At 47.4% G+C, this 25,547-nt stretch carries 18 protein-coding genes, 3 tRNA genes, 3 rRNA genes and 1 other annotated feature; of the genes, 9 read left to right on the top strand and 15 right to left on the bottom strand.

From position 1 onward, the window contains the following. Positions 1-3 precede the first annotated feature (3 nt). Positions 4-258: a YfhL family 4Fe-4S dicluster ferredoxin gene (locus tag AOT11_RS04150; protein ID WP_011078569.1), complete on the top strand. Its 255-nt coding sequence runs from the start codon at positions 4-6 to the stop codon at positions 256-258. A 34-nt stretch (positions 259-292) separates the two neighbouring features. Here the strand turns inward: AOT11_RS04150 and mepA are convergent, their stop codons facing one another. The 10 genes from mepA to rluD all read right to left on the bottom strand — a co-directional run bounded on the left by mepA (position 293) and on the right by rluD (position 11,510). Next, the gene (mepA, locus tag AOT11_RS04155; RefSeq protein WP_017419957.1) at positions 293-1,123 is read right to left on the bottom strand and encodes a penicillin-insensitive murein endopeptidase; all 831 of its coding nucleotides are present in this window, start codon (positions 1,121-1,123) and stop codon (positions 293-295) included. A 208-nt stretch (positions 1,124-1,331) separates the two neighbouring features. Further along, positions 1,332-1,408: transfer RNA gene (locus tag AOT11_RS04160), tRNA-Trp, on the bottom strand. A 35-nt stretch (positions 1,409-1,443) separates the two neighbouring features. Further along, positions 1,444-1,520 (bottom strand) — tRNA-Asp (locus AOT11_RS04165). A gap of 30 nt (positions 1,521-1,550) precedes the next feature. Next, positions 1,551-1,666: ribosomal RNA gene (rrf, locus tag AOT11_RS04170) — 5S ribosomal RNA — on the bottom strand. Positions 1,667-1,792: 126 nt separating this feature from the next. Continuing rightward, positions 1,793-4,679, bottom strand: a 23S ribosomal RNA gene (locus tag AOT11_RS04175). Positions 4,680-4,958: 279 nt separating this feature from the next. Beyond that, positions 4,959-5,034: transfer RNA gene (locus AOT11_RS04180), tRNA-Ala, on the bottom strand. A 65-nt stretch (positions 5,035-5,099) separates the two neighbouring features. Beyond that, positions 5,100-6,642 (bottom strand): 16S ribosomal RNA (locus tag AOT11_RS04185). The 16S, 23S and 5S rRNA genes sit together here with 3 tRNA genes alongside, the layout of an rRNA operon. A 479-nt stretch (positions 6,643-7,121) precedes the next feature. Continuing rightward, on the bottom strand, positions 7,122-9,695 hold the full coding sequence (gene clpB, locus AOT11_RS04190; RefSeq protein ID WP_017419679.1) for an ATP-dependent chaperone ClpB: 2,574 nt from the start codon (positions 9,693-9,695) through the stop codon (positions 7,122-7,124). Between the two features lie 117 nt (positions 9,696-9,812). Continuing rightward, complete coding sequence (gene pgeF / locus AOT11_RS04195; protein WP_172840595.1) at positions 9,813-10,529, bottom strand: peptidoglycan editing factor PgeF; 717 nt, start codon at positions 10,527-10,529, stop codon at positions 9,813-9,815. A gap of 3 nt (positions 10,530-10,532) precedes the next feature. Further along, entirely contained in the window at positions 10,533-11,510 is a 978-nt protein-coding gene (rluD, locus tag AOT11_RS04200) for a 23S rRNA pseudouridine(1911/1915/1917) synthase RluD (protein WP_017419681.1), read from the bottom strand. Between the two features lie 136 nt (positions 11,511-11,646). Between rluD and AOT11_RS04205 the strand changes: the two genes are divergently transcribed. The 4 genes from AOT11_RS04205 (at position 11,647) to yjjX (ending at position 15,031) form a co-directional block, all read left to right on the top strand. After that, the gene (locus AOT11_RS04205) at positions 11,647-12,372 is read left to right on the top strand and encodes an outer membrane protein assembly factor BamD (RefSeq protein ID WP_011078574.1); all 726 of its coding nucleotides are present in this window, start codon (positions 11,647-11,649) and stop codon (positions 12,370-12,372) included. A 352-nt stretch (positions 12,373-12,724) separates the two neighbouring features. Continuing rightward, positions 12,725-13,048: a ribosome hibernation-promoting factor, HPF/YfiA family gene (hpf, locus tag AOT11_RS04210; protein ID WP_017419682.1), complete on the top strand. Its 324-nt coding sequence runs from the start codon at positions 12,725-12,727 to the stop codon at positions 13,046-13,048. Between the two features lie 108 nt (positions 13,049-13,156). Continuing rightward, positions 13,157-13,278: a sequence feature (Phe leader region), on the top strand. Between the two features lie 13 nt (positions 13,279-13,291). Continuing rightward, positions 13,292-14,470, top strand: coding sequence for a prephenate dehydratase (gene pheA, locus AOT11_RS04215; RefSeq protein ID WP_011078576.1), 1,179 nt, complete (start codon positions 13,292-13,294; stop codon positions 14,468-14,470). A 24-nt stretch (positions 14,471-14,494) separates the two neighbouring features. Beyond that, positions 14,495-15,031, top strand: coding sequence for an inosine/xanthosine triphosphatase (gene yjjX, locus AOT11_RS04220; RefSeq protein WP_038940322.1), 537 nt, complete (start codon positions 14,495-14,497; stop codon positions 15,029-15,031). A 29-nt stretch (positions 15,032-15,060) separates the two neighbouring features. On the opposite strand, the gene trpR is transcribed toward yjjX, so the two are convergent. Beyond that, positions 15,061-15,369: a trp operon repressor gene (trpR, locus tag AOT11_RS04225; protein ID WP_011078578.1), complete on the bottom strand. Its 309-nt coding sequence runs from the start codon at positions 15,367-15,369 to the stop codon at positions 15,061-15,063. Between the two features lie 15 nt (positions 15,370-15,384). Continuing rightward, the gene (gene sltY / locus AOT11_RS04230) at positions 15,385-17,340 is read right to left on the bottom strand and encodes a murein transglycosylase (RefSeq protein ID WP_017419684.1); all 1,956 of its coding nucleotides are present in this window, start codon (positions 17,338-17,340) and stop codon (positions 15,385-15,387) included. 317 nt (positions 17,341-17,657) lie between these two features. On the opposite strand from sltY, the gene ettA reads away from it, so the two are divergent. From ettA to AOT11_RS04245, 3 genes are all read left to right on the top strand, one after another. Further along, positions 17,658-19,325 carry an energy-dependent translational throttle protein EttA gene (ettA, locus tag AOT11_RS04235; RefSeq protein WP_011078580.1) on the top strand — a complete coding sequence of 556 codons (1,668 nt, stop codon included), beginning with the start codon at positions 17,658-17,660 and terminating at the stop codon, positions 19,323-19,325. A 115-nt stretch (positions 19,326-19,440) separates the two neighbouring features. Further along, the gene (locus AOT11_RS04240) at positions 19,441-19,815 is read left to right on the top strand and encodes a PilZ domain-containing protein (protein ID WP_017419685.1); all 375 of its coding nucleotides are present in this window, start codon (positions 19,441-19,443) and stop codon (positions 19,813-19,815) included. A 28-nt stretch (positions 19,816-19,843) separates the two neighbouring features. Then, on the top strand, positions 19,844-20,848 hold the full coding sequence (locus tag AOT11_RS04245; protein WP_017419686.1) for a M23 family metallopeptidase: 1,005 nt from the start codon (positions 19,844-19,846) through the stop codon (positions 20,846-20,848). A 70-nt stretch (positions 20,849-20,918) separates the two neighbouring features. Here AOT11_RS04245 and tyrA read toward each other — a convergent pair whose 3' ends face one another. From tyrA to nagZ, 3 genes are all read right to left on the bottom strand, one after another. Continuing rightward, on the bottom strand, positions 20,919-22,046 hold the full coding sequence (gene tyrA, locus AOT11_RS04250) for a bifunctional chorismate mutase/prephenate dehydrogenase (protein ID WP_017419687.1): 1,128 nt from the start codon (positions 22,044-22,046) through the stop codon (positions 20,919-20,921). Between the two features lie 19 nt (positions 22,047-22,065). Continuing rightward, positions 22,066-23,136, bottom strand: coding sequence for a 3-deoxy-7-phosphoheptulonate synthase (locus tag AOT11_RS04255; protein WP_017419688.1), 1,071 nt, complete (start codon positions 23,134-23,136; stop codon positions 22,066-22,068). A 194-nt stretch (positions 23,137-23,330) separates the two neighbouring features. Continuing rightward, the gene (nagZ, locus tag AOT11_RS04260; RefSeq protein WP_017419689.1) at positions 23,331-24,317 is read right to left on the bottom strand and encodes a beta-N-acetylhexosaminidase; all 987 of its coding nucleotides are present in this window, start codon (positions 24,315-24,317) and stop codon (positions 23,331-23,333) included. Between the two features lie 51 nt (positions 24,318-24,368). Between nagZ and AOT11_RS04265 the strand changes: the two genes are divergently transcribed. Continuing rightward, on the top strand, positions 24,369-25,532 hold the full coding sequence (locus AOT11_RS04265; protein WP_017419690.1) for an anhydro-N-acetylmuramic acid kinase: 1,164 nt from the start codon (positions 24,369-24,371) through the stop codon (positions 25,530-25,532). The last annotated feature ends 15 nt before the right edge of the window (positions 25,533-25,547 follow it).

A 25,547-nucleotide genomic window follows, 5' to 3' on the forward strand; every position in this document is an offset into this window, starting at 1 on the left:
GCTATGGCATTGCTTATCACGGATAAGTGCATCAACTGTGACATGTGTGATCCTGAATGCCCAAATGGGGCAATTTCAATGGGCGATAAGATCTTTGAAATCGACCCGAACCTCTGCACCGAGTGTAAAGGGCATTACGACAAGCCGACCTGTCAGTCGGTTTGTCCTATTACAAAATGCATCATTACGGATCCAAACCACATCGAAACGGAAGAGCAACTGCTTGAAAAGTTTGTCATCATCCAAGGCTTAGCCTAATCGATATCAAATAAAGCGCCAATGAGCGCTTTATTTATTTCTCACGTTTCTGCTTTAGTACTGTCACACATGCCTCAGAAATAGGCGCTGGCTCCTGCGCTTTTTTCGCCGGTGGTGTTGGACGCTCTATCCAACTCAACACTTCTTCACCACACCCATCCCCCTCCGGCGGCAAAGGTTGCTCAACACAGTCATCGCTTCCTTGTGGGCAAGAGAGTCTCACATGCATGTGTGAAGAATGCCCCCACCAAGGCCTTACCTTTCTCAGCCACGACCTATGACTGGATGTTTCCATTTGACATAAACGTTGCTTGATAACGGCGTGGACAAAAATTCTCGCTACCCTACCATTTTCGGCTGCGGCTCGGATCAACTCGAATTGCTCCTCACGCCATTCATCGGCACGAATTGTCATGGTATCGAAATTGACGACACTCGCTGTCTTGGCCTGTTCAAGCTCATATTTATTCAAAGGAGAAGTGTTTAGCTTAAGCCACACATCAATATCGAGTCCGGTTTGATGACTCGCATGACCAAAAGAAAAACGGCCGCCTCGTGGTAAGCTGACATCCACAATCATTAGAGTAGAAGCCAAACGTGTATCCGCGTAATAGCCTAACTCTTGTATAAAAGTGACGGTTTCTGGATGCGCAAAGTAGCGATTACGCTCTGCACGCACAACTTGATACCCCGCCCCCTCTAGTGGCAAAGCGATACCACCATCTAAACAGCCATTTGCGTACGATCCTATCGATTGAGCGCGTTCACGTGTTGGTGTCGTCACCAGCTCCCACGCTGTCATTTGCAATGCCCAAATAGGTATTGAATACATCGCGCACAATGATGCCAGTATTTTAGTGAACATCCATTGATCCTTGCTTATTGTGAAGAGAGGCTTCTACAGCATATTACTGCCAGGAAGTCATGCTCTCAATTGAAGCGAACAAAAGCGTGAAATACAAGTAACAGTGACATCCATCGTCTAAAGGATTGGATGATTAGGCAACGATTATCGGTATAGGAATGGAAAAGAAATGAAAAAGGCTCCGAACTTTCGTTCAGAGCCTTGGATATGGCAGGGGTGGAGAGATTCGAACTCCCAACACGCGGATTTGGAATCCGCTGCTCTGCCAATTGGAGCTACACCCCTGTAGTTCGTTTTTAATGAGACGACTCTCGAATAAGTGGCGGAGCGGACGGGACTCGAACCCGCGACCCCCGGCGTGACAGGCCGGTATTCTAACCAACTGAACTACCGCTCCGCACTGGTTAGACCTAAGTCTAAATTAAAAGCCTGGCGATGTTCTACTCTCACATGGGGAAGCCCCACACTACCATCGACGCTATTTCGTTTCACTTCTGAGTTCGGAATGGGTTCAGGTGGGTCCAAAACGCTATGGTCGCCAAGCAAATTCTTGCTTTTACTTTCAGCTTTTTCTAAAAACTGAAGGCAAAAAATCTGGAAAGCTGTTTGCGTTCTCTACACATTCAATTCGTTCTTGCTTTGAGTCCATCAAAACCCTTTGGGTGTTGTATGGTTAAGCCTCACGGGCAATTAGTACAGGTTAGCTCAACGCCTCACAGCGCTTACACACCCTGCCTATCAACGTTCTAGTCTCGAACAACCCTTTAGGATACTTAAAGTATCAGGGAAGACTCATCTCAGGGCTCGCTTCCCGCTTAGATGCTTTCAGCGGTTATCGATTCCGAACTTAGCTACCGGGCAATGCGTCTGGCGACACAACCCGAACACCAGAGGTTCGTCCACTCCGGTCCTCTCGTACTAGGAGCAGCCCCCTTCAATCTTCCAACGCCCACGGCAGATAGGGACCGAACTGTCTCACGACGTTCTAAACCCAGCTCGCGTACCACTTTAAATGGCGAACAGCCATACCCTTGGGACCGACTTCAGCCCCAGGATGTGATGAGCCGACATCGAGGTGCCAAACACCGCCGTCGATATGAACTCTTGGGCGGTATCAGCCTGTTATCCCCGGAGTACCTTTTATCCGTTGAGCGATGGCCCTTCCATTCAGAACCACCGGATCACTATGACCTGCTTTCGCACCTGCTCGAACCGTCATTCTCGCAGTTAAGCGGGCTTATGCCATTGCACTAACCTCACGATGTCCAACCGTGATTAGCCCACCTTCGTGCTCCTCCGTTACTCTTTGGGAGGAGACCGCCCCAGTCAAACTACCCACCAGGCACTGTCCGCAACCCCGATTAGGGGCCAACGTTAGAACATCAAACATACAAGGGTGGTATTTCAAGGACGGCTCCAACGCAACTGGCGTCACGTCTTCAAAGCCTCCCACCTATCCTACACATGTAGGTTCAATGTTCAGTGCCAAGCTGTAGTAAAGGTTCACGGGGTCTTTCCGTCTAGCCGCGGGTACACTGCATCTTCACAGCGATTTCAATTTCACTGAGTCTCGGGTGGAGACAGCGTGGCCATCATTACGCCATTCGTGCAGGTCGGAACTTACCCGACAAGGAATTTCGCTACCTTAGGACCGTTATAGTTACGGCCGCCGTTTACCGGGGCTTCGATCAAGAGCTTCGCTTACGCTAACCCCATCAATTAACCTTCCGGCACCGGGCAGGCGTCACACCGTATACGTCATCTTACGATTTTGCACAGTGCTGTGTTTTTAATAAACAGTTGCAGCCACCTGGTATCTGCGACTCTCGTCAGCTCCATCCGCAAGGGACTTCACCATCAAGAGCGTACCTTCTCCCGAAGTTACGGTACCATTTTGCCTAGTTCCTTCACCCGAGTTCTCTCAAGCGCCTTGGTATTCTCTACCCGACCACCTGTGTCGGTTTGGGGTACGATTCCTTACAATCTGAAGCTTAGAGGCTTTTCCTGGAAGCATGGCATCAATGACTTCACTACCGTAGTAGCTCGACGTCGTGTCTCAGCCTTAAGAGTATCCGGATTTACCTAAACACTCAGCCTACGCACTTGAACCTGGACAACCGTCGCCAGGCCCACCTAGCCTTCTCCGTCCCCCATCGCAATTGTAAGAAGTACGGGAATATTAACCCGTTTCCCATCGACTACGCTTTTCAGCCTCGCCTTAGGGGTCGACTTACCCTGCCCCGATTAACGTTGGACAGGAACCCTTGGTCTTCCGGCGGGGAGGTTTTTCACCCCCCTTGTCGTTACTCATGTCAGCATTCGCACTTCTGATACCTCCAGCATGCTTTACAACACACCTTCAACGGCTTACAGAACGCTCCCCTACCCAATGTTCATAGAACATTGCCGCAGCTTCGGTTTACAACTTAGCCCCGTTACATCTTCCGCGCAGGCCGACTCGACTAGTGAGCTATTACGCTTTCTTTAAATGATGGCTGCTTCTAAGCCAACATCCTAGCTGTCTAAGCCTTCCCACATCGTTTCCCACTTAGCTGTAATTTGGGACCTTAGCTGGCGGTCTGGGTTGTTTCCCTCTCCACGACGGACGTTAGCACCCGCCGTGTGTCTCCCGGATAGTACTTACTGGTATTCGGAGTTTGCAAAGGGTTGGTAAGTCGGGATGACCCCCTAGCCTTAACAGTGCTCTACCCCCAGTAGTATTCGTCCGAGGCGCTACCTAAATAGCTTTCGGGGAGAACCAGCTATCTCCGAGTTTGATTGGCCTTTCACCCCTAGCCACAAGTCATCCGCTAATTTTTCAACATTAGTCGGTTCGGTCCTCCAGTTGATGTTACTCAACCTTCAACCTGCCCATGGCTAGATCACTCGGTTTCGGGTCTATATCCAGAGACTATGGCGCCCAGTTAAGACTCGGTTTCCCTACGGCTCCCCTAGATGGTTAACCTTGCCACTGAATATAAGTCGCTGACCCATTATACAAAAGGTACGCAGTCACACCACGAAGGTGCTCCTACTGCTTGTACGTACACGGTTTCAGGTTCTATTTCACTCCCCTCACAGGGGTTCTTTTCGCCTTTCCCTCACGGTACTGGTTCACTATCGGTCAGTCAGGAGTATTTAGCCTTGGAGGATGGTCCCCCCATATTCAGACAGGATAACACGTGTCCCGCCCTACTCGATTTCACTGAACATGCATCGTCAACTACGGGACTATCACCCTGTATCGTCGGACTTTCCAGACCGTTCGTCTAACACATGTAAAGCTTAAGGGCTAATCCAATTTCGCTCGCCGCTACTTTCGGAATCTCGGTTGATTTCTTTTCCTCGGGGTACTTAGATGTTTCAGTTCTCCCGGTTCGCTTCATTGAGCTATGTATTCACTCAATGATACTGGCTTATGCCAGTGGGTTTCCCCATTCGGAAATCGTAGACTCAAGTGGCTGTTACTGCCTCATCTACGCTTATCGCAAGTTACTACGTCCTTCATCGCCTCTGACTGCCAAGGCATCCACCGTGTACGCTTAGTCACTTAACCATACAACCCCAAAGGGTCTTTGTTAAACAACCAAAGTTGCTATCTCATTATTTGAATGAGCGAGATAGCGTTGATTTTGCCGGACTCAATTTCGAATAGTCACTTAACAGTGACATTCCCAAGAACACTTGAATGTGTTTGTTGGTGTTTGTCATAAAGACAAACATTGAGAACTTTACAAACAACAATAAATTGTTGTTTTGTCAGCTTTCCAAATTGTTAAAGAGCAGATTTCTTTCGAAACCATTATTAAAGATTCTAAATGAAAACCTTTAGTAATGGTGGAGCTAGACGGGATCGAACCGTCGACCTCTTGCATGCCATGCAAGCGCTCTCCCAGCTGAGCTATAGCCCCACATCTATCTCTATAACGTTATAAACCATCAATCTGTGTGAACACTCATCGCAATAATCATCGTATAAGGAGGTGATCCAGCGCCAGGTTCCCCTAGCGCTACCTTGTTACGACTTCACCCCAGTCATGAACCACAAAGTGGTGAGCGTCCTCCCGAAGGTTAAACTACCCACTTCTTTTGCAGCCCACTCCCATGGTGTGACGGGCGGTGTGTACAAGGCCCGGGAACGTATTCACCGTGGCATTCTGATCCACGATTACTAGCGATTCCGACTTCATGGAGTCGAGTTGCAGACTCCAATCCGGACTACGACGCACTTTTTGGGATTCGCTCACTTTCGCAAGTTGGCTGCCCTCTGTATGCGCCATTGTAGCACGTGTGTAGCCCTACTCGTAAGGGCCATGATGACTTGACGTCGTCCCCACCTTCCTCCGGTTTATCACCGGCAGTCTCCCTGGAGTTCCCGACATTACTCGCTGGCAAACAAGGATAAGGGTTGCGCTCGTTGCGGGACTTAACCCAACATTTCACAACACGAGCTGACGACAGCCATGCAGCACCTGTCTCAGAGTTCCCGAAGGCACTCCAGCGTCTCCGCTAGATTCTCTGGATGTCAAGAGTAGGTAAGGTTCTTCGCGTTGCATCGAATTAAACCACATGCTCCACCGCTTGTGCGGGCCCCCGTCAATTCATTTGAGTTTTAATCTTGCGACCGTACTCCCCAGGCGGTCTACTTAACGCGTTAGCTCCGAAAGCCACGGCTCAAGGCCACAACCTCCAAGTAGACATCGTTTACAGCGTGGACTACCAGGGTATCTAATCCTGTTTGCTCCCCACGCTTTCGCATCTGAGTGTCAGTATCTGTCCAGGGGGCCGCCTTCGCCACCGGTATTCCTTCAGATCTCTACGCATTTCACCGCTACACCTGAAATTCTACCCCCCTCTACAGTACTCTAGTCTGCCAGTTTCAAATGCAGTTCCGAGGTTGAGCCCCGGGCTTTCACATCTGACTTAACAAACCACCTGCATGCGCTTTACGCCCAGTAATTCCGATTAACGCTCGCACCCTCCGTATTACCGCGGCTGCTGGCACGGAGTTAGCCGGTGCTTCTTCTGTCGCTAACGTCAAATGATAGTGCTATTAACACTACCACCTTCCTCACGACTGAAAGTGCTTTACAACCCGAAGGCCTTCTTCACACACGCGGCATGGCTGCATCAGGCTTGCGCCCATTGTGCAATATTCCCCACTGCTGCCTCCCGTAGGAGTCTGGACCGTGTCTCAGTTCCAGTGTGGCTGATCATCCTCTCAGACCAGCTAGGGATCGTCGCCTTGGTGAGCCCTTACCTCACCAACTAGCTAATCCCACCTGGGCATATCCTGACGCGAGAGGCCCGAAGGTCCCCCTCTTTGAGCCGAAGCTATCATGCGGTATTAGCCATCGTTTCCAATGGTTATCCCCCACATCAGGGCAATTTCCCAGGCATTACTCACCCGTCCGCCGCTCGCCACCCGAGAAACAAGTTTCTCTGTGCTGCCGCTCGACTTGCATGTGTTAGGCCTGCCGCCAGCGTTCAATCTGAGCCATGATCAAACTCTTCAATTAAAAGTTTTTTGAAGCTTTCGCTTCGGCTCAATGAATACTGAATAAATTGACTGTGCCGATACTTAGTATCGTTTTGGTCACTCAGTTCATTGATAAATCTTTTGGATTATCATCAACGAGTGCCCACACAGATTGATAGGTTTATATTGTTAAAGAGCTTTGCTTTTCGAGAAGTTTTTCTCTCAAAGCGGAGGTGCATTCTAGCGAGTTAATTTGAAGAGTCAAACACTTTTTCAAATTTATTTCTCAGGAACTTACCTTAACTTTCCACTTGCTGAAGCCTTACGCTGTCTGCCGTGTCAGTGGATGCGCATTATAGGTAGTTTCTTCACATGCACAAGAGCAAAATTGGAAAAAAAAGAAAAAAGCAAATCGTTTGCTTGCTTTTTGCTCAGGTTGTATTTAAAAACATCAAAAGAGGCGTTTCGCCTCTTTTGATTTACTATCTCCCTCCCCCAAAGAAGAGAAAATCACTCTATTTATTGGTGTGCCACAATTTGGTCGTTGTTGACGATAAGCTGTATTTTCTTATCCGGTAGCACCGAGCCCGCCAAAATAGATTTCGCCAGCGGGTTTTCGATACTTTGCTGAATCGCTCGTTTCAATGGTCTTGCTCCGTAAACCGGGTCAAAACCAACTTGCGCGATCAAGTCGAGCGCTTTATCGGACACTTCCAATTGATAGCCATGCTCTTCCATGCGAGTCGCCAAGCGGTTAAGTTGAATCGCAGCGATCGACTTAATGTGGTCTTGGCCTAGTGGGTGGAAGACAACAGTCTCATCAACACGGTTCAAAAACTCCGGCCTAAAGTGCTTGGTTACCACTTCCATTACCTGTTCTTTGATGCCTTGGTAATCCAACATAGCGAAGTTTTCTTGGATGCGGCTGGAGCCTAGGTTTGATGTCATGATAACCACGGTATTGCGGAAATCCACTGTTCTACCTTGTCCATCCGTCAATCGACCATCATCCAAGACTTGCAGCAGGATGTTGAACACATCAGGATGCGCCTTTTCCACTTCGTCGAGCAAAATTACTGAATAAGGCTTACGTCGAACGGCTTCCGTTAAGTAGCCACCTTCTTCATAACCCACATAGCCTGGAGGAGCACCGACTAAGCGCGCCACTGAGTGTTTCTCCATAAACTCGGACATGTCGATACGCACCATGGCATCCTCACTGTCGAACATGAAGGTCGCCAATGTCTTGCACAGTTCCGTTTTCCCCACGCCGGTTGGACCTAAGAATAAGAAGGAACCAATCGGTTTATTGGGATCAGACAAGCCTGCTCGGCTTCGGCGTATCGCATTCGCAACAACTTCCACCGCCTCTTTCTGCCCAATGACGCGTTTATGCAACACCTCTTCCATGCGAAGCAGCTTTTCTTTTTCTGCTTCAAGCATTTTGGAGACAGGGATACCCGTTTGCTTTGAAAGCACTTCCGCAATTTCATTATCGGTGACTTTGTTTTTCAACAAGGTCATTTCCTGCATTTCCGCTTGCGTTGCTAAGTCAAGTTGCTTCTCAAGCTCTGGAATACGACCATATTGAAGCTCAGACATGCGGCTAAGATCCCCAGCTCGTCTTGCAAACTCCATATCCATGCGCGCTTGCTCTAACGCCGCTTTAATATGCTGAGTGCCAGATAGAGCTGCTTTTTCCGCGTTCCAAATTTCCTCTAACTCAGCAAACTCACGCTCTTTCTCATTCAACTCTTCGTTGAGTGAGCGCAGACGCTTTTCACTTGCTTCATCGTGTTCATTACTCAGCGCCTGTTGCTCTATCTTAAGTTGGATGATTTTGCGCTCCAACTTATCCAGGGCTTCGGGTTTAGAATCGATCTGCATACGAATACTGGATGCTGCTTCGTCGATAAGATCGATCGCCTTATCCGGTAATTGACGATCAGAAACATAGCGATGCGACAAACTGGCCGCAGCAACGATCGCAGGATCGGTGATCTCAACGTGATGGTGCAGCTCATAGCGTTCTTTTAAACCACGCAAAATCGCAATGGTATCTTCCACTGTTGGCTCATCCACCAGCACTTTTTGGAAGCGGCGCTCAAGAGCCGGATCTTTCTCGATATACTGACGATACTCATCGAGTGTCGTGGCGCCCACACAATGTAACTCACCACGCGCTAGTGCGGGCTTGAGCATATTGCCGGCATCCATCGAACCTTCACCTTTACCTGCGCCAACCATGGTATGAAGCTCATCAATAAAGAGGATGATATTGCCTTCTTCTTTAGAGAGCTCATTCAATACGGATTTAAGTCGCTCTTCAAACTCACCACGGTACTTCGCTCCAGCCACCAAAGCGCCCATATCGAGTGATAACACTCGGCGACCACGCAAACCTTCAGGCACCTCGTTATTGATGATGCGTTGCGCTAAGCCTTCAACGATGGCGGTTTTACCGACACCGGGTTCACCAATGATCACGGGGTTGTTTTTGGTACGACGCTGCAATACTTGGATGGTGCGACGAATTTCATCGTCACGACCAATCACAGGGTCAAGTTTGCCCTGCTCTGCGCGTTCCGTCAGATCAATGGTAAATTTCTCTAACGCTTGGCGAAGTTCTTCCGCATTTTGATCATTCACTTTTTGACCACCGCGAATTTGCTCGATAGCTTGACTCACTTTTTGTTCGGTTAAGCCAAGTTCTTTGAAGAGTTGACCAAGTGGCCCTCTATCTTCGATTGCTGCGAGCAAAAAGATTTCAGATGAGATGTAAGCATCTTGGCGTTTTTGTGCAATCTTATCGCACAGGTTAAACATCGCGCCCATGGCCGAGGAGAGCTGTACATCACCACCAATACCGCTCACTTTGGGTAAGCGATCCAGCATTTCACTGAGTTTTGAACGTAGGTGGGTGACATCCACATTTAAGATGGTCAACAGTGGACGAATAGGACTGCCATTTTGATCAAGCAGCGCCACCATTAAGTGAACAGGTTCAATGTATTGATGATCGCGCCCTAACGCCAATGATTGTGCATCAGAGATAGCGATTTGAAATTTGCTGGTAAATCGATCAAGACGCATAGCTACCTTCCTAACCTCAACTGAAGTAAATTCTTTAATCAGTATGAAAGATGGCTACGCAAAAATCGTTTTTCAAGGGGGAATTAAAAACTAACGCTCGGTAAAGTAAAACGGATGTTATTCAAACCAGATAAAGCTCGCTTGACGTCCAGTGACACCTTCTCGACGGTAAGAATAAAAGCGTGAATCTTGATAGGTACACAATTTAGAAGAGTAAATCGACTCAACCCCTATTGAAGAGAGACGGATACGCGCTAACTGATCCATATCTGCCAACCACTTGTTTGGTGTGGTATGAGCAGAAAACGCATTCACTGCTTGAGGGTGTTGTTGACAAAAGGCCTCCACTACATCGTCTCCGACTTCAAAAGCCTGAGGACCGATCGCAGGACCAAGCCAAATAAGCACATCTTGTGAAAATTGACGAAGTGCTTCCTCAACGATCCCACCCGCCAAACCGCGCCAGCCAGCATGCACGGCTGCAACTTGTGTTCCTGAAGTGTTGGTGATTAATACAGGTAAGCAATCAGCAGTCATCGCACTGCAAACGACACCAGAAGAATGGGTAAAAACCCCATCAGCATCAAGGATGACTTCGGTTGGAACTGTGGCTTCCATCACCGTCGTGGAATGAGTTTGATTGAGCCAAATCGGTGCACTAGGCATCTGCGCCTGTTCGGCTAACCATTGACGATTTCTCATTACTATAGAGAAATCATCCCCAACATGTGTGCCTAAATTCAAACCAGCGTAAACACCCGTCGAATAGCCACCTTGGCGAGTCGTCGATAATGCTTTGACATTCTTAGGCGCAGGCCAGTTGGGGATTATCATCAATCAGTACTCGTCTGGTAGACCATGCTCTTGTGCATCACGACGTAAAGTTTCGGTCAACTCAACCATATCGTCTGGCACAGGCGCATGGAACTCCATCTCTTCACCCGTGATAGGATGCTCAAAGCGCAGCATCACCGCATGAAGCGCTTGGCGATCAAAGTTTCGGATCATTGCCGTAACCTCTTCAGAAGCACCCGCAGGAATTCGCGCGCGCCCACCGTAAGCTGCATCACCTAATAAAGGGTGTTGTAGGTAAGACATATGCACGCGAATCTGGTGAGTACGGCCGGTTTCAAGACGCAAACGGATACGTGTGTGCTCACGGAAGTGCTCGGCAACACGGAAGTGCGTCACAGCAGGCTTACCCATTGGGCTCACCGCCATTAAGGTGCGTTTTGTTGCATGGCGGCCAATCGGTTTATCGACTTTGCCCCCCGCCGTCATTCGACCAATGGCAATGGCTTCGTATTCACGCGTAATATGGCGTTTTTGTAGAGCACGCACCAAACGTGTTTGCGCCGGTACGGTTTTCGCCACAACCATTAGACCCGTGGTGTCTTTGTCCAAACGATGAACAATGCCTGCACGCGGCACTTCCGCCACTTCAGGACAATGGAACAGCAATGCGTTTAACACTGTACCATCTGGCGTACCAGCTCCTGGGTGGACGACAAAATCACGAGGCTTATTCATCACTAAGATATCGTCATCTTCATAGACAATATCCAGAGGAATATCTTGCGCTTCCCAGCGCACTTCATCTTCCAGCTCGGCCAAAACAGTAATCACCTCCCCGCCCATCACTTTCGTTCTGGGTTTGGTGACTACGTTACCGTCCACGGTGACTTTTCCGTCAAGCAACCATTCTTTCAGGCGCGAGCGAGAAAAGTCTGCGAACAACTCTGCGATAGCTTGATCTAGGCGTTGGCCTAATTGGCTATCTTTTACGGTATTTGTTAATTCAATCTGCTGAGCCATATCGAACTTTTTTAAAAACTGTGAGACTAATGCTCACTACTGTGGAAAAATAGTGTATTGCAACATTGTATCTGTTACTGACAAGAAAGTAACGGAAGCTTAAGAAATATTTAGAATCAAGGAATCGACTCCTGACATGAAACACCATACTTTAGCAGGCCTGCTCGCGGTATCAGTGTTGTTTGGCTGTTCAAGCAGTGAACAAATTGTGCCGGATGTGCCACCAGCAGAGCTGTATGCAGAAGCACAAACCTCTCTTCAAGGAGGAAACTGGCTCACCGCGATTGAGAAACTAGAAGCGCTAGATTCCCGCTACCCTTTTGGTGCTTACTCAGAACAAGTACAACTTGATTTGATTTACGCCTATTACAAGAACGATGATTTGGCTTTGGGTTTAGCGACCATTTCGCGTTTTACGCGTTTAAATCCAACACATGAGAAAATGGATTGGGTGTTGTACATGCGTGGTCTCACCCACATGGCACAAGATCGTAACTTCATGCATGACTTGTTTAACATTGATCGTAGCGATCGCGATCCTGAGCCAGTAAAGCAAGCTTTTGATGATTTCAAAAAACTGCTTGAGCGCTACCCAAACAGCCCATATGCGGAAGATTCGCAAAAGCGCATGTTTGCTCTAAAAAACCGTTTAGCAGAATATGACCTAGCAACCGCTGATTATTATTTGCGTCGCGAAGCTTGGATTGCAGCCATCAACCGTTCTCAGGAGTTGCAGAAAACCTATCCAGATACCATCGCTGCGAGAAAATCACTCAAAATCCAGCTTGAGGCGTATAAACAATTAGGTTTACAAGATGCCATCGCACGCACCGAAGAGTTGATACGTCTGAATCCGCTCTAATGCCACGATGACAAGAAACACAAAACGCCGCTATACAGCGGCGTTTTTATATGAATCATAGCGACAAAGATCACAAATCGATATTGGTTACTTTTTGATACAACTCGTTATTTAAGCTGAACAGCTCCCCTGAAAACCAGTTGAATTTCAGCCATCTACTCTACCCAATCTACTGTTTTCCTATCGAAGCACAAGCTTTTTTCAAAGAAAAAACAACAAGGCTTGCGAAAGATCACATTCCTCTTGAACAATAAAAAATGCCCATCAAAATGTGATTCGTGTCACATTTTTTTATCCTTAAAATCGTAATCTGGAGTCAACCCATGAGGGATGCAACAGAGGAAACGCATTTATGAAACTAAACATCACTGGTAAAAACATCGAAATCACCTCTGCTATCCGCAATCACATTGAGAGCAAATTTAAAAAGCTAGAAAAATGGCAAACCGACATTATTAGTTGTCAAACGACCTTTAGTGAAGCACCTGGAAAACAGATGAAGTTCGAGGCCGTGATTAAGGTTCCTAAAGGACAGCTAATTGCTTCCGCGATTCATGAAGATCTATACGCAGCCATCAACGAGGTGGAACAAAAACTAGAACGACAATTGAACAAACTGCAACATAAGCCTGATGCACGTCGAGCTGAAAAACCAGAAGTCGTAGAAGAAGAGTAATCATCAACCAGATTGAGGGAATGGCGCCAAAAGGCGCCATTTTTTTGCTTGACGCTCAATGCCGGCTTGCTTATTGTGTTCCCACATTCACAAAAGTTTACTATTTATGCAAATCCACTCTCTGTTTATTTTTGACTTCTTTTTTCTTCGATAGCGGAGGGGCTAACTCGTTTGTGAAAGAAAAGTCAAAAACAAACAGAAAGCCTCCCACATCGGGGGGCTTTTTTATTAAGGAAATGAGCGATGACTGAACAGCCACTTTCTCTCGATGAGATTCGTTTGCGATTAAATGATTTAGATGACCAACTACTCAGCTTGCTCTCTGAGCGTCGCAAGCTCAGCATTGAAGTTGCTAAAAGCAAAGTTGAAACCTCGAAACCAGTCAGAGACGCCTCGCGTGAACAACAATTACTGGTAAAACTGATCACCAATGGCCGTGAGAAATATCAGCTCGACGCTCAGTACATCACCAAGCTGTTCCATACCATTATTGAAGATTCAGTGCTGCTACAGCAATCGTACCTGCAAAACCTGCTCAACCCTGAGCAGAGCCGGAAACCTCTCGCTCGAGTCGCATTTCTAGGCTCTAAGGGCTCCTACTCGCATCTGGCAAGCCGTGAATACTTTAGTCGCAAAAACACTGAGCTGATCGAACTCAATTGTGATCACTTCAAAGAAGTCACCCAAACCGTGGAATCGGGCCACGCAGATTTTGGCGTTTTGCCGATTGAAAACACCAGCTCAGGCTCGATCAACGAAGTTTACGATTTACTGCAACATACCACGCTCTACATTGTTGGCGAGCTGACACAACCTATTGAGCATTGCTTAGTGGCCACCAAAGACGTGCGTCTCGAAGAAATAAAAGTGCTTTACTCTCATCCACAGCCTCATCAACAATGCAGCGAGTTTTTGGGCCGCCTTAAAGGCGTTACCCTCAAATCGTGCGCGAGCACTGCCGATGCGATGAAGAAGGTACAAGAGCTAAACCGTGATGATGTGGCGGCGATTGGCAACGCATCCAGTGGCAAACTTTACGGGCTGCAACCGATTCAGGGCAACATCGCCAACCAAACAGAGAACCACACACGTTTTATTGTCGTGGCACGTAAGCCAGTTGAAGTGTCCGCACAGATCCCAGCCAAGACGACACTGATCATGTCTACCTCACAAAAGGCGGGGTCGTTGGTAGAAACTTTGTTGGTGTTGCAACGCTATGGTATCAATATGACCAAGCTAGAATCGCGCCCTATCATGGGCAATCCTTGGGAAGAAATGTTCTACGTCGATCTCGAAGCACATCTTGATTCTGAAGAGATGCAACTGGCACTTGGAGAACTCACTAAGATCACCAAACATCTGAAAGTGCTTGGTTGCTACCCCAGTGAAAATGTTAAACCGACCCAAGTTAAACTGAGCTAAAAGTACAGAATGAGCAAAAAGATCATGGCAACTCAAAAAGTCATTATTGCTTCGCTGAACCCAGCCAAAATTACCGCAGTGGAAAGCGCATTCACAAGCGCCTTTCCCGACGGTACCTTTGAGTTTGTGGGGGTGAATGTCCCTAGTGAAGTGGCCGATCAACCAATGAGCGACAGCGAAACTCACCTTGGTGCTCTTAATCGAGTAAGAAATGCTAAGGATCGCCGATCAGACGGTGCATTTTATGTTGGTTTGGAAGCGGGCATTGATGGTAACGTCACCTTCGCTTGGATGGTGATTGAATCCCACACTCATCGTGGTGAATCTCGTTCAGCCAGTTTGATGTTGCCACCGAATGTCATTGCCAAATTGGCCAATGCAAACGAGTTGGGCGATGTGATGGATGAGGTATTTGGCACTGAGAATATAAAACAAAAAGGTGGGGCCATTAGTTTATTGACGCAAAACCAGCTCACGCGTAGTTCGGTCTACCATCAAGCGTTGATCTTAGCCTTAATTCCTTTTACCAATCCTGAGCATTTCCCTGCCAACTTAAGCTAGGATAAGAACTCAAGAGCAAAAAGGCGGTATCAACCGCCTTTTTTCGTCCCTTCCAATAACTGATTCAAGCGCGCTTTGTCTTCATCTGACTTTAACTTCAGCTCGTTGGAACCTCGAGTAATCGTCGCAATACCAACACCCAACATTTGGCTGATTTGTCGTTGGGAAAGCTCGCCTTTCAGTAACTCACGAACGATGTTCACTCTAGAGACTAAAGCTTCACGTTCGTCAGGCGTCATTAGCATCGTCAATAACATATCATGCTGTTTTTGCTCGACACTGTGCTTGACCAAATCCACAATTTGTTGCCAGTCTGTATATTCTGGTTGTTGCGACATTACTCTTTACCTATCTCAGTATTTAGTCTCAAGCTCATGCTGATTTAGGAACGCACCATCTACCCCGAGAATATCTCGATAATAGGTTTCAAACATCAGGATATTTTGTACATACCCACGTGTTTCTTTAAATGGAATGGCTTCAATGAACGCGTACGCATCCAATTTCCCGCCAGTACGTTCACGCCAGCTTTTTACTCGATGTGGACCTGCATTATAAGCGGCAAATGCAAAAATTCGATTATTATCGTACTGTTCCAATAAACCATTGAGATAGTGGCTGCCAATTTCGATGTTCTTACCGACTTGGTATAAATCATCAGAACCTTCATAGCTCAATTGATACTTTTGAGCGGTGTACTTGGCAGTTGCCGGCATTATTTGCATGATACCGCGAGCCCCCACTGGAGAGGTTGCTTCGGCATCCATACCACTCTCCTGACGGGCAAGTGACATCAACATGATAGGATCAATATCGTGCTTCTCAGCATAGAAGTTGAACCACCAGCGATGCGCCACCGGAAAGCGAATTTCCATGTTGTCCCACATTTGCGCCGCAATGCTGGCGGTCACCGTCAAATGATACCAACGCTTAGAGGCCGCATAGACCGCAAGCATACCTTGAGTTTGTTCGTCACTGCGAGACAGCAGGTATTGCCACTCACTTTTCGCTGCGGCAATTTTGTCTAGCGCAATCAATTCTTCGATACGCGCTAATGAACGACGATAAGGTTCAACCAAGCTGCTATCCAACTTCAACGTGGAGGTAGGATAATTAATAGACTGTCCGATCTCTTTCGCTGCCGCGACACTATAAAAATTACGTTGGCCAACCAGTTTACTCAGTCGCAGCTTCCCTTGGGTTGCTTTGCCCATTTCAATTTCACTGCGCCCCAACCAATATTGCCAACGCAATGAGTTTCGATGTTCATCATCCAACTGAGCAACCCAGCTTTGCACGCCTTTCCAATCCGCCTGTTGTAAAGCAAGACGAATTCGACGCTCAATGAGGTTTTGCTTATGTGATTTTTTCAGCGCTGCATCACGCCACTGAGCCAGCGCTTCCGATTCGGTATTAATCAAACGGAAAGCCAAATATTCGGCCAACTCCTGAGCTTGTACCGATGAAAACTTTTGAGCTTTGATGACCTGTGCGTACTGCTCTTGAGCACGTTTGATATCTTTACGTGCCAGTTTCTCTAGTGCTAGCTCGGTTTGCTTACGATAAAATTCGTTGGCTTTATGCTGCTTGGCAAACTCCAACACCGACTCAGGACGATTGAACAGCGCTTTCATCTCTTGGGCTTGCTTTTTCGCTTGGCTACTTTTCGGCAATTTCAGCAGATAAGTCATTAACTTGCTGTTTTTCTGCTCAAACGCAAGCAACATACGTTGCAAAATCAGGTTGTCGGTTCGGCCTCCCGCCTGCTCCCAAACCGTAAACAAATGATCACACTCATCTGCAATTTCTAATCCGCTTAGCCATAATTGCTCTGCGCCTTGATAGGCCAGTTTTTTCTGCCCTTGATTGTATTGCGCGTAGTAATAAATACATTGATAACTTTCGCCTCTCGGCTCTTGCTGCTGAAATGACACCACTTCAGACCATGCTTGTTGGCGATATAAAGCATCAAGATACGGCGCGCGAATACGTTGTGAAAACGGGTAATCACGACTTTGAGTGATAAATTGCTCCACTTCTGTTGGCGATTTTTTTGACAGCTGCGCCAAGAAAAAACGGTAATCGAGATAAGGCGTAAGAGCATACTCGTCCAGTTGAGAACGCACTTGTACATAGGCCTCATCGTTTTTGTCATCCAACAGTTTTTGCGCTTGTTCATACAAGACGCGCTGTTTTTCTAATGTCACCACATCCGCTGCACTGACATTCATCGCCACGCCACACAACGCTGCCATCAGCCATTTTGTGGCCGACTCTCTCCCAATATTTTTTAAACTCATTAGCGTCATATCCCCAGACGTTTTTTTACCGCTCATTGCCCATAAGGGTATTAGGGCCAAATAACTCACGATATGCATCCAATTACACCGTTCTGTTATAGTGTTGTAAAGATGACAGATGTAAATAATAGTGATTTCATTTTAATGAAACACAGTTACACATTAATGCGGTCATCGTGTTGTCAATTTTATTCATTTGCAGACCAATCTCTGTGAGCGGAGTAGTGTGGAATGGCCACTGAATTTCTCTTTGGACAGTAACAAATCCTCAGCAGTTGATATAAAATACTGCCTCTATGTGGATTTAAAATTAGGAACGATCGGCAATGGCTGAATACGTATATACCATGTCGCGGGTGAGCAAAATCGTGCCACCTAAGCGTCAAATTCTTAAAGACATCTCTCTAAGCTTCTTCCCTGGTGCAAAAATCGGTGTTTTGGGCCTAAACGGTTCAGGTAAATCAACCTTATTGCGCATCATGGCAGGTCTGGACACCGATATTGATGGTGAAGCACGTCCACAACCCGGTTTGAAAGTGGGCTACCTTCCACAGGAGCCTGTTCTTGATGAAAGCAAAACTGTCCGTGAAGTGGTAGAAGAAGCGGTTGCCGATGTGGCAGGAGCATTGAAACGTCTTGATGAAGTGTACGCCGCTTATGCCGATCCTGATGCGGATTTCGATGCGCTTGCAAAAGAACAAGGCGAACTTGAAGCTCTGATTCAAGCAAAAGATGGCCATAACTTAGATAACGCGCTTGAACGTGCTGCGGATGCACTGCGTCTTCCAGAGTGGGATCAAAAAGTGGCGCACTTGTCCGGTGGTGAACGTCGCCGTGTGGCTATTTGTCGTCTACTGCTTGAAAAACCAGATATGCTGCTGCTTGACGAACCAACCAACCACTTGGATGCAGAATCTGTCGCTTGGCTTGAACGCTTCTTGGTAGATTACTCAGGCACTGTTGTGGCCATCACCCACGACCGTTACTTCCTAGACAACGCCGCAGGCTGGATTTTAGAACTTGACCGTGGTGAAGGTATTCCATGGCAAGGTAACTACACCTCATGGCTAGAGCAAAAAGATGCGCGTCTACAACAAGAAGCCTCGCAAGAAAAAGCTCGTCAAAAAACCATTGAGAAAGAACTGGAATGGGTTCGTCAAAATCCAAAAGGTCGCCAAGCCAAATCTAAAGCGCGTATGGCACGCTTTGAAGAGCTGCAAAATACCGACCACCAGAAACGTAACGAAACCAACGAGTTGTTCATCCCACCAGGTGAGCGCTTAGGTGATAAAGTCATCGAAGTGAAGAATTTGACTAAGTCATTCGACGGTCGTGTTCTGATCGACGATCTATCATTCAGCATGCCTAAGGGGGCGATCGTCGGCATCATCGGTGCCAACGGTGCGGGTAAATCAACGCTCTTCAAGATGCTAAGTGGTGTTGAGCAGCCTGACTCCGGTACTATCGAGATGGGCGAAACGGTGAAATTGGCGTCGGTTGATCAGTTCCGTGATTCAATGAATGATAAGAACACCATATTCCAAGAGATCTCTGAAGGTGCGGACATCATCAAGATCAACAACTTCGAACTTCCAGCACGAGCTTACTGCTCACGTTTTAATTTCAAAGGCGTGGATCAGCAGAAAGTGATCGGCGAACTCTCGGGTGGTGAGCGTAACCGTGTTCACTTAGCGAAGCTGCTCAAAGCCGGTGGCAACGTTCTCTTACTGGACGAACCAACCAACGACCTTGACGTTGAAACACTGCGTGCACTTGAAGAAGCGCTGCTTGAGTTCCCTGGCTGTGCCATGGTGATCTCGCACGACCGTTGGTTCCTCGACCGTATTGCGACTCACATCATTGATTACCGTGATGAAGGTCAGGTTAACTTCTACGAAGGCAACTATACTGAGTACATGGAGTGGCTGAAGAAGACTCTAGGTCCTGCGGCAGCGGAACCACACCGTATCAAATACAAGCGTATGACTAAGTAATCGATTATTGCTTGAAATTTGTGCAAAGGCCGCTAATATAGCGGCCTTTGTTTTAATTACGGTCTACTGTTCCCATTGCCATCCAGCCCAAAACGGAAACTTTGAGAGAGTAAATATGGCTGAACGACGTCGATTTTCACGCATCATGTATCAAGTCCCTGCGATAGTAAAACAGGAGCAATATGTGTTGCATACTACGATTCAGGATCTCTCACTGCACGGGCTGTTGTTACGTACTGATTCAATGCATACGTTAAGGAACAACGACACTGTGTTGGTGGACTTCACACTTTCTGATAGTGATATTGATATCAGTCTCGAAGCAGATGTTGTGGGCTTTGATCAACAGACAATTAGACTTAAAATTACCCACATTGATATAGATAGTATCAGTCATTTAAAACGCTTGGTTGAACTTAATGTGGGTGATGACACGCTGCTTCATCGAGAAATAGAACATTTGTCTGATCTCGGTGACGAAGCAAGTTAGATTGCCTGACGAATATAATCATATAGCTATGTCGAAAAAAATTACTATGCAGATCCCCACTAAAAATGGGGATCAGCTTTTTTATTTGGGTAAAGGTACCGTTGCTACCCTACTGCTCTCTATCACCGCTTTTCCATTGGTACTCGGTGGCGGCTGGTATTGGTATCAACAACAAAGCGAACAATCCCAACAATTGCGTGCTCAACTTGATGTATTGACATCAGAAAAGCAGCAATTGATGGCCGACTACCAAGAGCAGCTTGATACCAATCACTCTCTGTCGCAGACGTTAACCGAAAAAAGCAACCAAATTCAGTTGCTAGGCAAACGGGTATTTGATGTGGAATCCGTACTCGGCATTGCCGATGAAGAGGTCATCGTCGATGAGAACTCTCTGGAAGAGCGCATCGATACCGCTGCTATTGACTCTGCGGTGCGAGCCACCATGTTCCGTTTGATCCCAAATGATTCACCAATCTCTTACTTGCGTGTCTCTTCTTCGTTCGGACGTCGAACCAATCCTATCTCTGGTAAACGCCATACCCATACCGGTATCGATCTCACCTGTAAACGCGGGGAAGAAATTGTGGCACCTGCTGATGGGGTGATTGAGACAGTGCGTCCAAGTAAGAAAGGCTTTGGCAACTTCATCACCATGCGCCATTCTTTTGGTTTCATGAGCTCTTATGCGCATTTGCAGAGCTTCAACGTCAAAAGCGGCCAATTTGTCAGTAAAGGCGATGTGATTGCCACCTGTGGTAACTCAGGAAACTCAACCGGCCCTCACCTGCATTACGAAGTGCGTTTTTTGGGCCGAGCCCTCAATCCACAGTACACCATGGATTGGAACCAAGAGAACTTCAACTATCTGTTTGAAAAAGAGAAAACGGTAAAATGGAGTCCTTTGGTCAAGATGATTGATAACGTGGTTCGCTTACAAGTCAATCTCACCAAATCTCCCTATCGTGACACCAGTATTGACACGGTTTCCAGTGAAGAGAATACCCTCGACCCAAGCTTACAAACCAACTAATGCAATGGGTAAGCCGAAAATAGAAAGAGCAGCATCAGGCTGCTCTTTCTATTGCTAATACGCTTAAAGGTTAATCGCGATGCAAGTTGTCATTCGCTTGTTTGAGCAAATTTTGGCTTTCCGCCATAAACTGCTGCGAGTAACCACCAAACCAGTCACTCACTTGAGTAAAACGTTCAACAAAACGCGTTTTATCGTGCTGATCTAACATCTCTAGCGCCTCGCCAAAGCGGCGATGGAAACGCTTGATCATGTCGATGTTCTCTTGCGACGAAAGAATAATGTCACCATACAAATTTGGATCTTGGGCAAACAGACGCCCCACCATCGCTAACTCAAGACGATAAATGGGCGAGCTCAGTTTCAGCAGTTTATCCAGACTTGGATTTTCCTGACTCAAATGCATGCCGTACGCAAAGGAGGTAAAGTGCCTTAACGCTTGAATTAACGTCATGCCGTGGTCATGTTCGCTGGCCTCAATTTGGCACAAGCTTGCACCCCAAATTTTAAACTGCTGCAGTAACCACTGATATTGCTCAGCGCCTCGACCATCACAGTAGACAATCACTTGCTTGGCTAAACTCGGCACATCGGGACCAAACATAGGGTGCAAACCAACAACCGGCCCCGAGTGCACATCGAGCATGGTTTTCAGCGGCTTCGATTTGATCGAAGTAAGGTCACACAAGATGCAATCCGATGGCAGTTGGGTCAGCTTTTCAATCACACCTTCGGTTAAATGAATCGGCACAGTGACCACCACCAATCCAGCCCCATCCAATATCTCATCAGCGCGGTGCCAATCTTTACTGCCTAAGATTTTGACTTGGTAACCCGAGAGGGTAAACATACGAGCAAACAGACCACCTAATTGACCATGGCCGCCAATAATTACCACAGAGCGCAGCTCAGGATTCAAACATTTAAAACCGGAGTCTTTTTCACTGGCATAAGATTCGCGCATGGTACGTCGCAAAATATCTTCAATAAGCTGTGGTGGCACACCGATTTTTTCTGCTTCTGCACGACGAGAGGCCAACATCGCCGCTTCTCTATCGGGTGCATAAATGGGTAAGCCATGTTGGCTTTTCACATGACCAACTTGCTCTACCAATGCCAAACGCTGAGCCAATAGCTCCAACATCTGTTTGTCTACTGCATCAATCTGGTCACGCAATGCGTTCAGTTCAACTGCCATGATTTACCTTGCTCTATCCTTATTTGAGACGGTTTTCTAAATGCGGCACTAACTCTTTGTGTGCTTTACGCAATAGTGCCTCAGTTGCCTGCCAATTGATACAGGCGTCGGTAATAGAAACACCGTACTGCATCTCAGAAAGCGGTAAATCTGAGGATTGATTACCTTCATTAATGTGGCTTTCAATCATCAAACCAATGATCGATTTGTTGCCTTCGCGAATTTGATGAATCACATCTTCAGCGACTAAAGGCTGACGACGGTAATCTTTGCGTGAATTGGCATGGCTACAATCCACCATCAATGACGCATCCAAACCCACTTTGGCCATGTCTTGCTCACACTCCGCCACCGACACAGAGTCGTAGTTGGTCTGCTTACCACCACGCAGAATCACATGACCATTTGGGTTACCTTGAGTTGTCAGCAATGCCACTTGGCCTTCCGTATTGATCCCCATAAAACGGTGGCTGGAAGAGGCCGCTTGCATTGCGTTGATCGCCGTTGACAAGCTGCCATCCGTGCCATTTTTAAAACCAATCGGCATAGACAAACCACTGGCCATTTCACGGTGAGTTTGTGATTCTGTCGTGCGCGCACCAATCGCAGCCCAACTGAATGTATCAGCCAAGTACTGCGGGCTAATTGGGTCGAGCGCTTCTGTCGCCAGAGGGATCTCCATTTCAGCCAGTTCTACCAGCAATTGACGGCCAACATGCAGACCATGCTCAATATCGAAGCTACCGTCCAGATGAGGGTCGTTGATGAGCCCTTTCCAACCCACAGTAGTACGAGGTTTTTCAAAGTAAACACGCATCACAATATACAGCTGATCGCTTAACTCGGCAGAGAGCGCTTTTAAGCGGCGCGCGTAATCCTTTGCTGCGTCCAGATCGTGAATAGAACAAGGGCCACAAACCACCAGCAGGCGATGATCTTGCTTATGAATAATATTGGCAACGGTATTACGCGATTCTTGAATGAAGCGGCGGGCGTTGTCGCTCAGTGGCAGTTTCTGTTTTAGCTTTTCTGGCGTAATCAGAACTTGTTCATCGCTGATATTGATATTGCTTAGTTCACTTTTCTGCATGGCATTTAACCTGTATATTATTTTTTACACCCTCATATCCCTGAGAGTCGAAGTCTGTTTGAAAACAACTTAACAGGGTTGAATTAAAAATCAACCGTAAACAATAAAAAACATAAAGTGTAAAATATTAATTACATACAATAAAAAAACCAAAGCATCTCGCTTTGGTTTTCAAGTTCGTCTTTTCTTAAGTTTTAGTGGCCCACTATACGTAGCATGTTTTCTCTTGCTTCTTTCCATTGCGGCGCCAATTTCAGTTCAGAGAGGCTGAAGCTGCGTTTCTTCAACAAAGATAATGCCAAAGGAACCTCGACGATAGGCAGTGCATCCAAGGCGGCCACTTGAGCATCACGTTTATTGCACATCAAAAGCATGTCACAGCCCGCATTCAATGCTTGTAAAGCCCTATCTGCAGGGCCTCCCATCACGGCGGCCCCTTCCATGGTGAGATCATCAGAAAAAATTAAGCCCTTGAAGCCTAATTGCTGGCGTAACACCTGTTTTAACCAATATTCTGAACCACTCGCTGGTTGAGGGTCGTAATGCGGGTAAATCACATGCGCAGGCATCATGGCGTCTAAGATTCCCGCATCAATTTGCGCTTTGAAGATCGCCATATCCTGCTCAACAATATCGCTTCTTTGGTCAAACGGGGTTTCAAGATGCGAATCGGCTACTACGCCGCCATGACCAGGGAAGTGTTTGCCCGTGGTTGCCATCCCCACCGCTTTCATGCCCTGCATGTAGGCGCTGCTATGGCGCAAAATAGCCTGCGAGTCTTCACCAAACGCTCGGTTACCAATCGCTTTACATCCAAAGCCTTGGTCTAACACGGGCGCAAAACTCAGGTCGATATCATGGGCAATCAGTTCGGCCGCCATCAGCCAACCGCCCATTTGTGCCATTGCTTCCCCATTGGCCTGTTTGGCATACTCTGCCGCGGCGGGAATCGGAGAAAAACCCTCACGGAAACGCTGCACTCGCCCTCCCTCTTGGTCGACACCAATCAGAAAAGGACGCTTGACCACTTGACGAATGGCCGATGTGAGCGCCAACAGCTGTTCACTATCGTGATAGTTGCGGGTAAATAAGATCAATCCGCCAACGGATGGATGCTGTAAAATTTCTTTGTCTTCTGCATTCAGTTCATAACCTGCGACATCAACCCAAAGTGGCCCCATTTTTCTCTCCAAAATCGACGGAATATCTCAAACTCATCGAGGTTATTCCGAATGAATTTGCATTACAATGGTTTGCATGATGAAAACACAATGGAAATGAGTGTGAGCACAAAAGAGTTGTATATCGGTGTCATGTCCGGCACGAGTATGGATGGGGTAGATTGTGCCCTCGTGGAGTTCGACCAAGAGCAAGTCCGCTTAATTGCCCACAGTGACTACCCGATGCCAGCAGACTTGCGCCAGCAACTGCTCTCCGTTTGCACCGGTCAAACCACCAACTTAAAGCAGATCGGCGAACTTGATCACCGCCTCGGTCATCTCTTTGCCGATGCCGTGATGGATTTACTCAACCAAACAAGCGTCGATGCGAGCCAGATTCGCGCTATCGGTAATCATGGCCAGACGGTATTTCATCAGCCGAATGGCGCGTTTCCTTTTACCATCCAATTGGGCGACGCCAACATTATTGCCACCCGCACCAACATTGACACCGTGGCAGATTTTCGTCGCAAAGACATGGCATTGGGTGGTCAAGGCGCTCCTTTGGTTCCGGCCTTTCACCAAAATGTGTTCGCGCTGCAAGATTCCACGACCGTGGTGTTGAACATCGGCGGGATTGCCAATATCTCCGTGCTCCACCCAACTCGCCCCGTTCTTGGTTACGACACAGGACCTGGGAATATGTTGATGGATGCTTGGTGTGAAACACACACACAACAGAATTACGACAAAGACGCGCAGTTTGCTCTCCAAGGAGAGGTGAACGAGGCATTACTGAATACGCTGTTGCAAGAGCCTTATTTACATCAAGACGCTCCAAAGAGCACTGGGCGCGAGCTTTTCAACATGGAATGGCTGGCAGCAAAATTACAGGGGCAGAACTATCGAAGCGAAGATGTACAGCGCACCTTGTGTGAGTACACCGCCTTAACCATTAGTAAAGAAGTTGAGCGCTTTCGCTATGGTCCAACACCACAATTGCTGGTTTGTGGTGGCGGGGCTCGCAACCCTCTGCTGATGCAACGATTGCAGCAGCAACTGCCTCACTGGCAGGTTTCAACGACCGATGCAAAAGGGATCAGTGGTGACTACATGGAAGCCATGGCGTTTGCTTGGTTAGCCTATCGCCACCTGCACCGCTTACCGAGTAATTTACCCGAAGTGACTGGCGCGAGCCGCTTGGCGAGTCTCGGTGTGCTCTATCCCAAAGCCTAGATAACACGCGGTGAC

The sequence above is a fragment of the Vibrio vulnificus NBRC 15645 = ATCC 27562 genome (assembly GCF_002224265.1).
In the GTDB taxonomy this organism is placed as follows: domain Bacteria; phylum Pseudomonadota; class Gammaproteobacteria; order Enterobacterales; family Vibrionaceae; genus Vibrio; species Vibrio vulnificus.

Bases quoted from the DNA above. Each gene is read 5' to 3' on its own strand.
- hpf (WP_017419682.1), top strand. From the start codon at position 12,725: ATGAAACTAAACATCACTGGTAAAAACATCGAAATCACCTCTGCTATC.
- yjjX (WP_038940322.1), top strand. From the start codon at position 14,495: ATGGCAACTCAAAAAGTCATTATTGCTTCGCTGAACCCAGCCAAAATT.
- rluD (WP_017419681.1), bottom strand. From the start codon at position 11,510: ATGGCTCAGCAGATTGAATTAACAAATACCGTAAAAGATAGCCAATTA.
- AOT11_RS04240 (WP_017419685.1), top strand. From the start codon at position 19,441: ATGGCTGAACGACGTCGATTTTCACGCATCATGTATCAAGTCCCTGCG.
- sltY (WP_017419684.1), bottom strand. From the start codon at position 17,340: ATGACGCTAATGAGTTTAAAAAATATTGGGAGAGAGTCGGCCACAAAA.
- pheA (WP_011078576.1), top strand. From the start codon at position 13,292: ATGACTGAACAGCCACTTTCTCTCGATGAGATTCGTTTGCGATTAAAT.
- clpB (WP_017419679.1), bottom strand. From the start codon at position 9,695: ATGCGTCTTGATCGATTTACCAGCAAATTTCAAATCGCTATCTCTGAT.
- pgeF (WP_172840595.1), bottom strand. From the start codon at position 10,529: ATGATAATCCCCAACTGGCCTGCGCCTAAGAATGTCAAAGCATTATCG.
- AOT11_RS04150 (WP_011078569.1), top strand. From the start codon at position 4: ATGGCATTGCTTATCACGGATAAGTGCATCAACTGTGACATGTGTGAT.
- AOT11_RS04245 (WP_017419686.1), top strand. From the start codon at position 19,844: ATGTCGAAAAAAATTACTATGCAGATCCCCACTAAAAATGGGGATCAG.
- AOT11_RS04255 (WP_017419688.1), bottom strand. From the start codon at position 23,136: ATGCAGAAAAGTGAACTAAGCAATATCAATATCAGCGATGAACAAGTT.
- AOT11_RS04265 (WP_017419690.1), top strand. From the start codon at position 24,369: ATGAATTTGCATTACAATGGTTTGCATGATGAAAACACAATGGAAATG.
- AOT11_RS04205 (WP_011078574.1), top strand. From the start codon at position 11,647: ATGAAACACCATACTTTAGCAGGCCTGCTCGCGGTATCAGTGTTGTTT.
- trpR (WP_011078578.1), bottom strand. From the start codon at position 15,369: ATGTCGCAACAACCAGAATATACAGACTGGCAACAAATTGTGGATTTG.
- mepA (WP_017419957.1), bottom strand. From the start codon at position 1,123: ATGTTCACTAAAATACTGGCATCATTGTGCGCGATGTATTCAATACCT.
- ettA (WP_011078580.1), top strand. From the start codon at position 17,658: ATGGCTGAATACGTATATACCATGTCGCGGGTGAGCAAAATCGTGCCA.
- nagZ (WP_017419689.1), bottom strand. From the start codon at position 24,317: ATGGGGCCACTTTGGGTTGATGTCGCAGGTTATGAACTGAATGCAGAA.
- tyrA (WP_017419687.1), bottom strand. From the start codon at position 22,046: ATGGCAGTTGAACTGAACGCATTGCGTGACCAGATTGATGCAGTAGAC.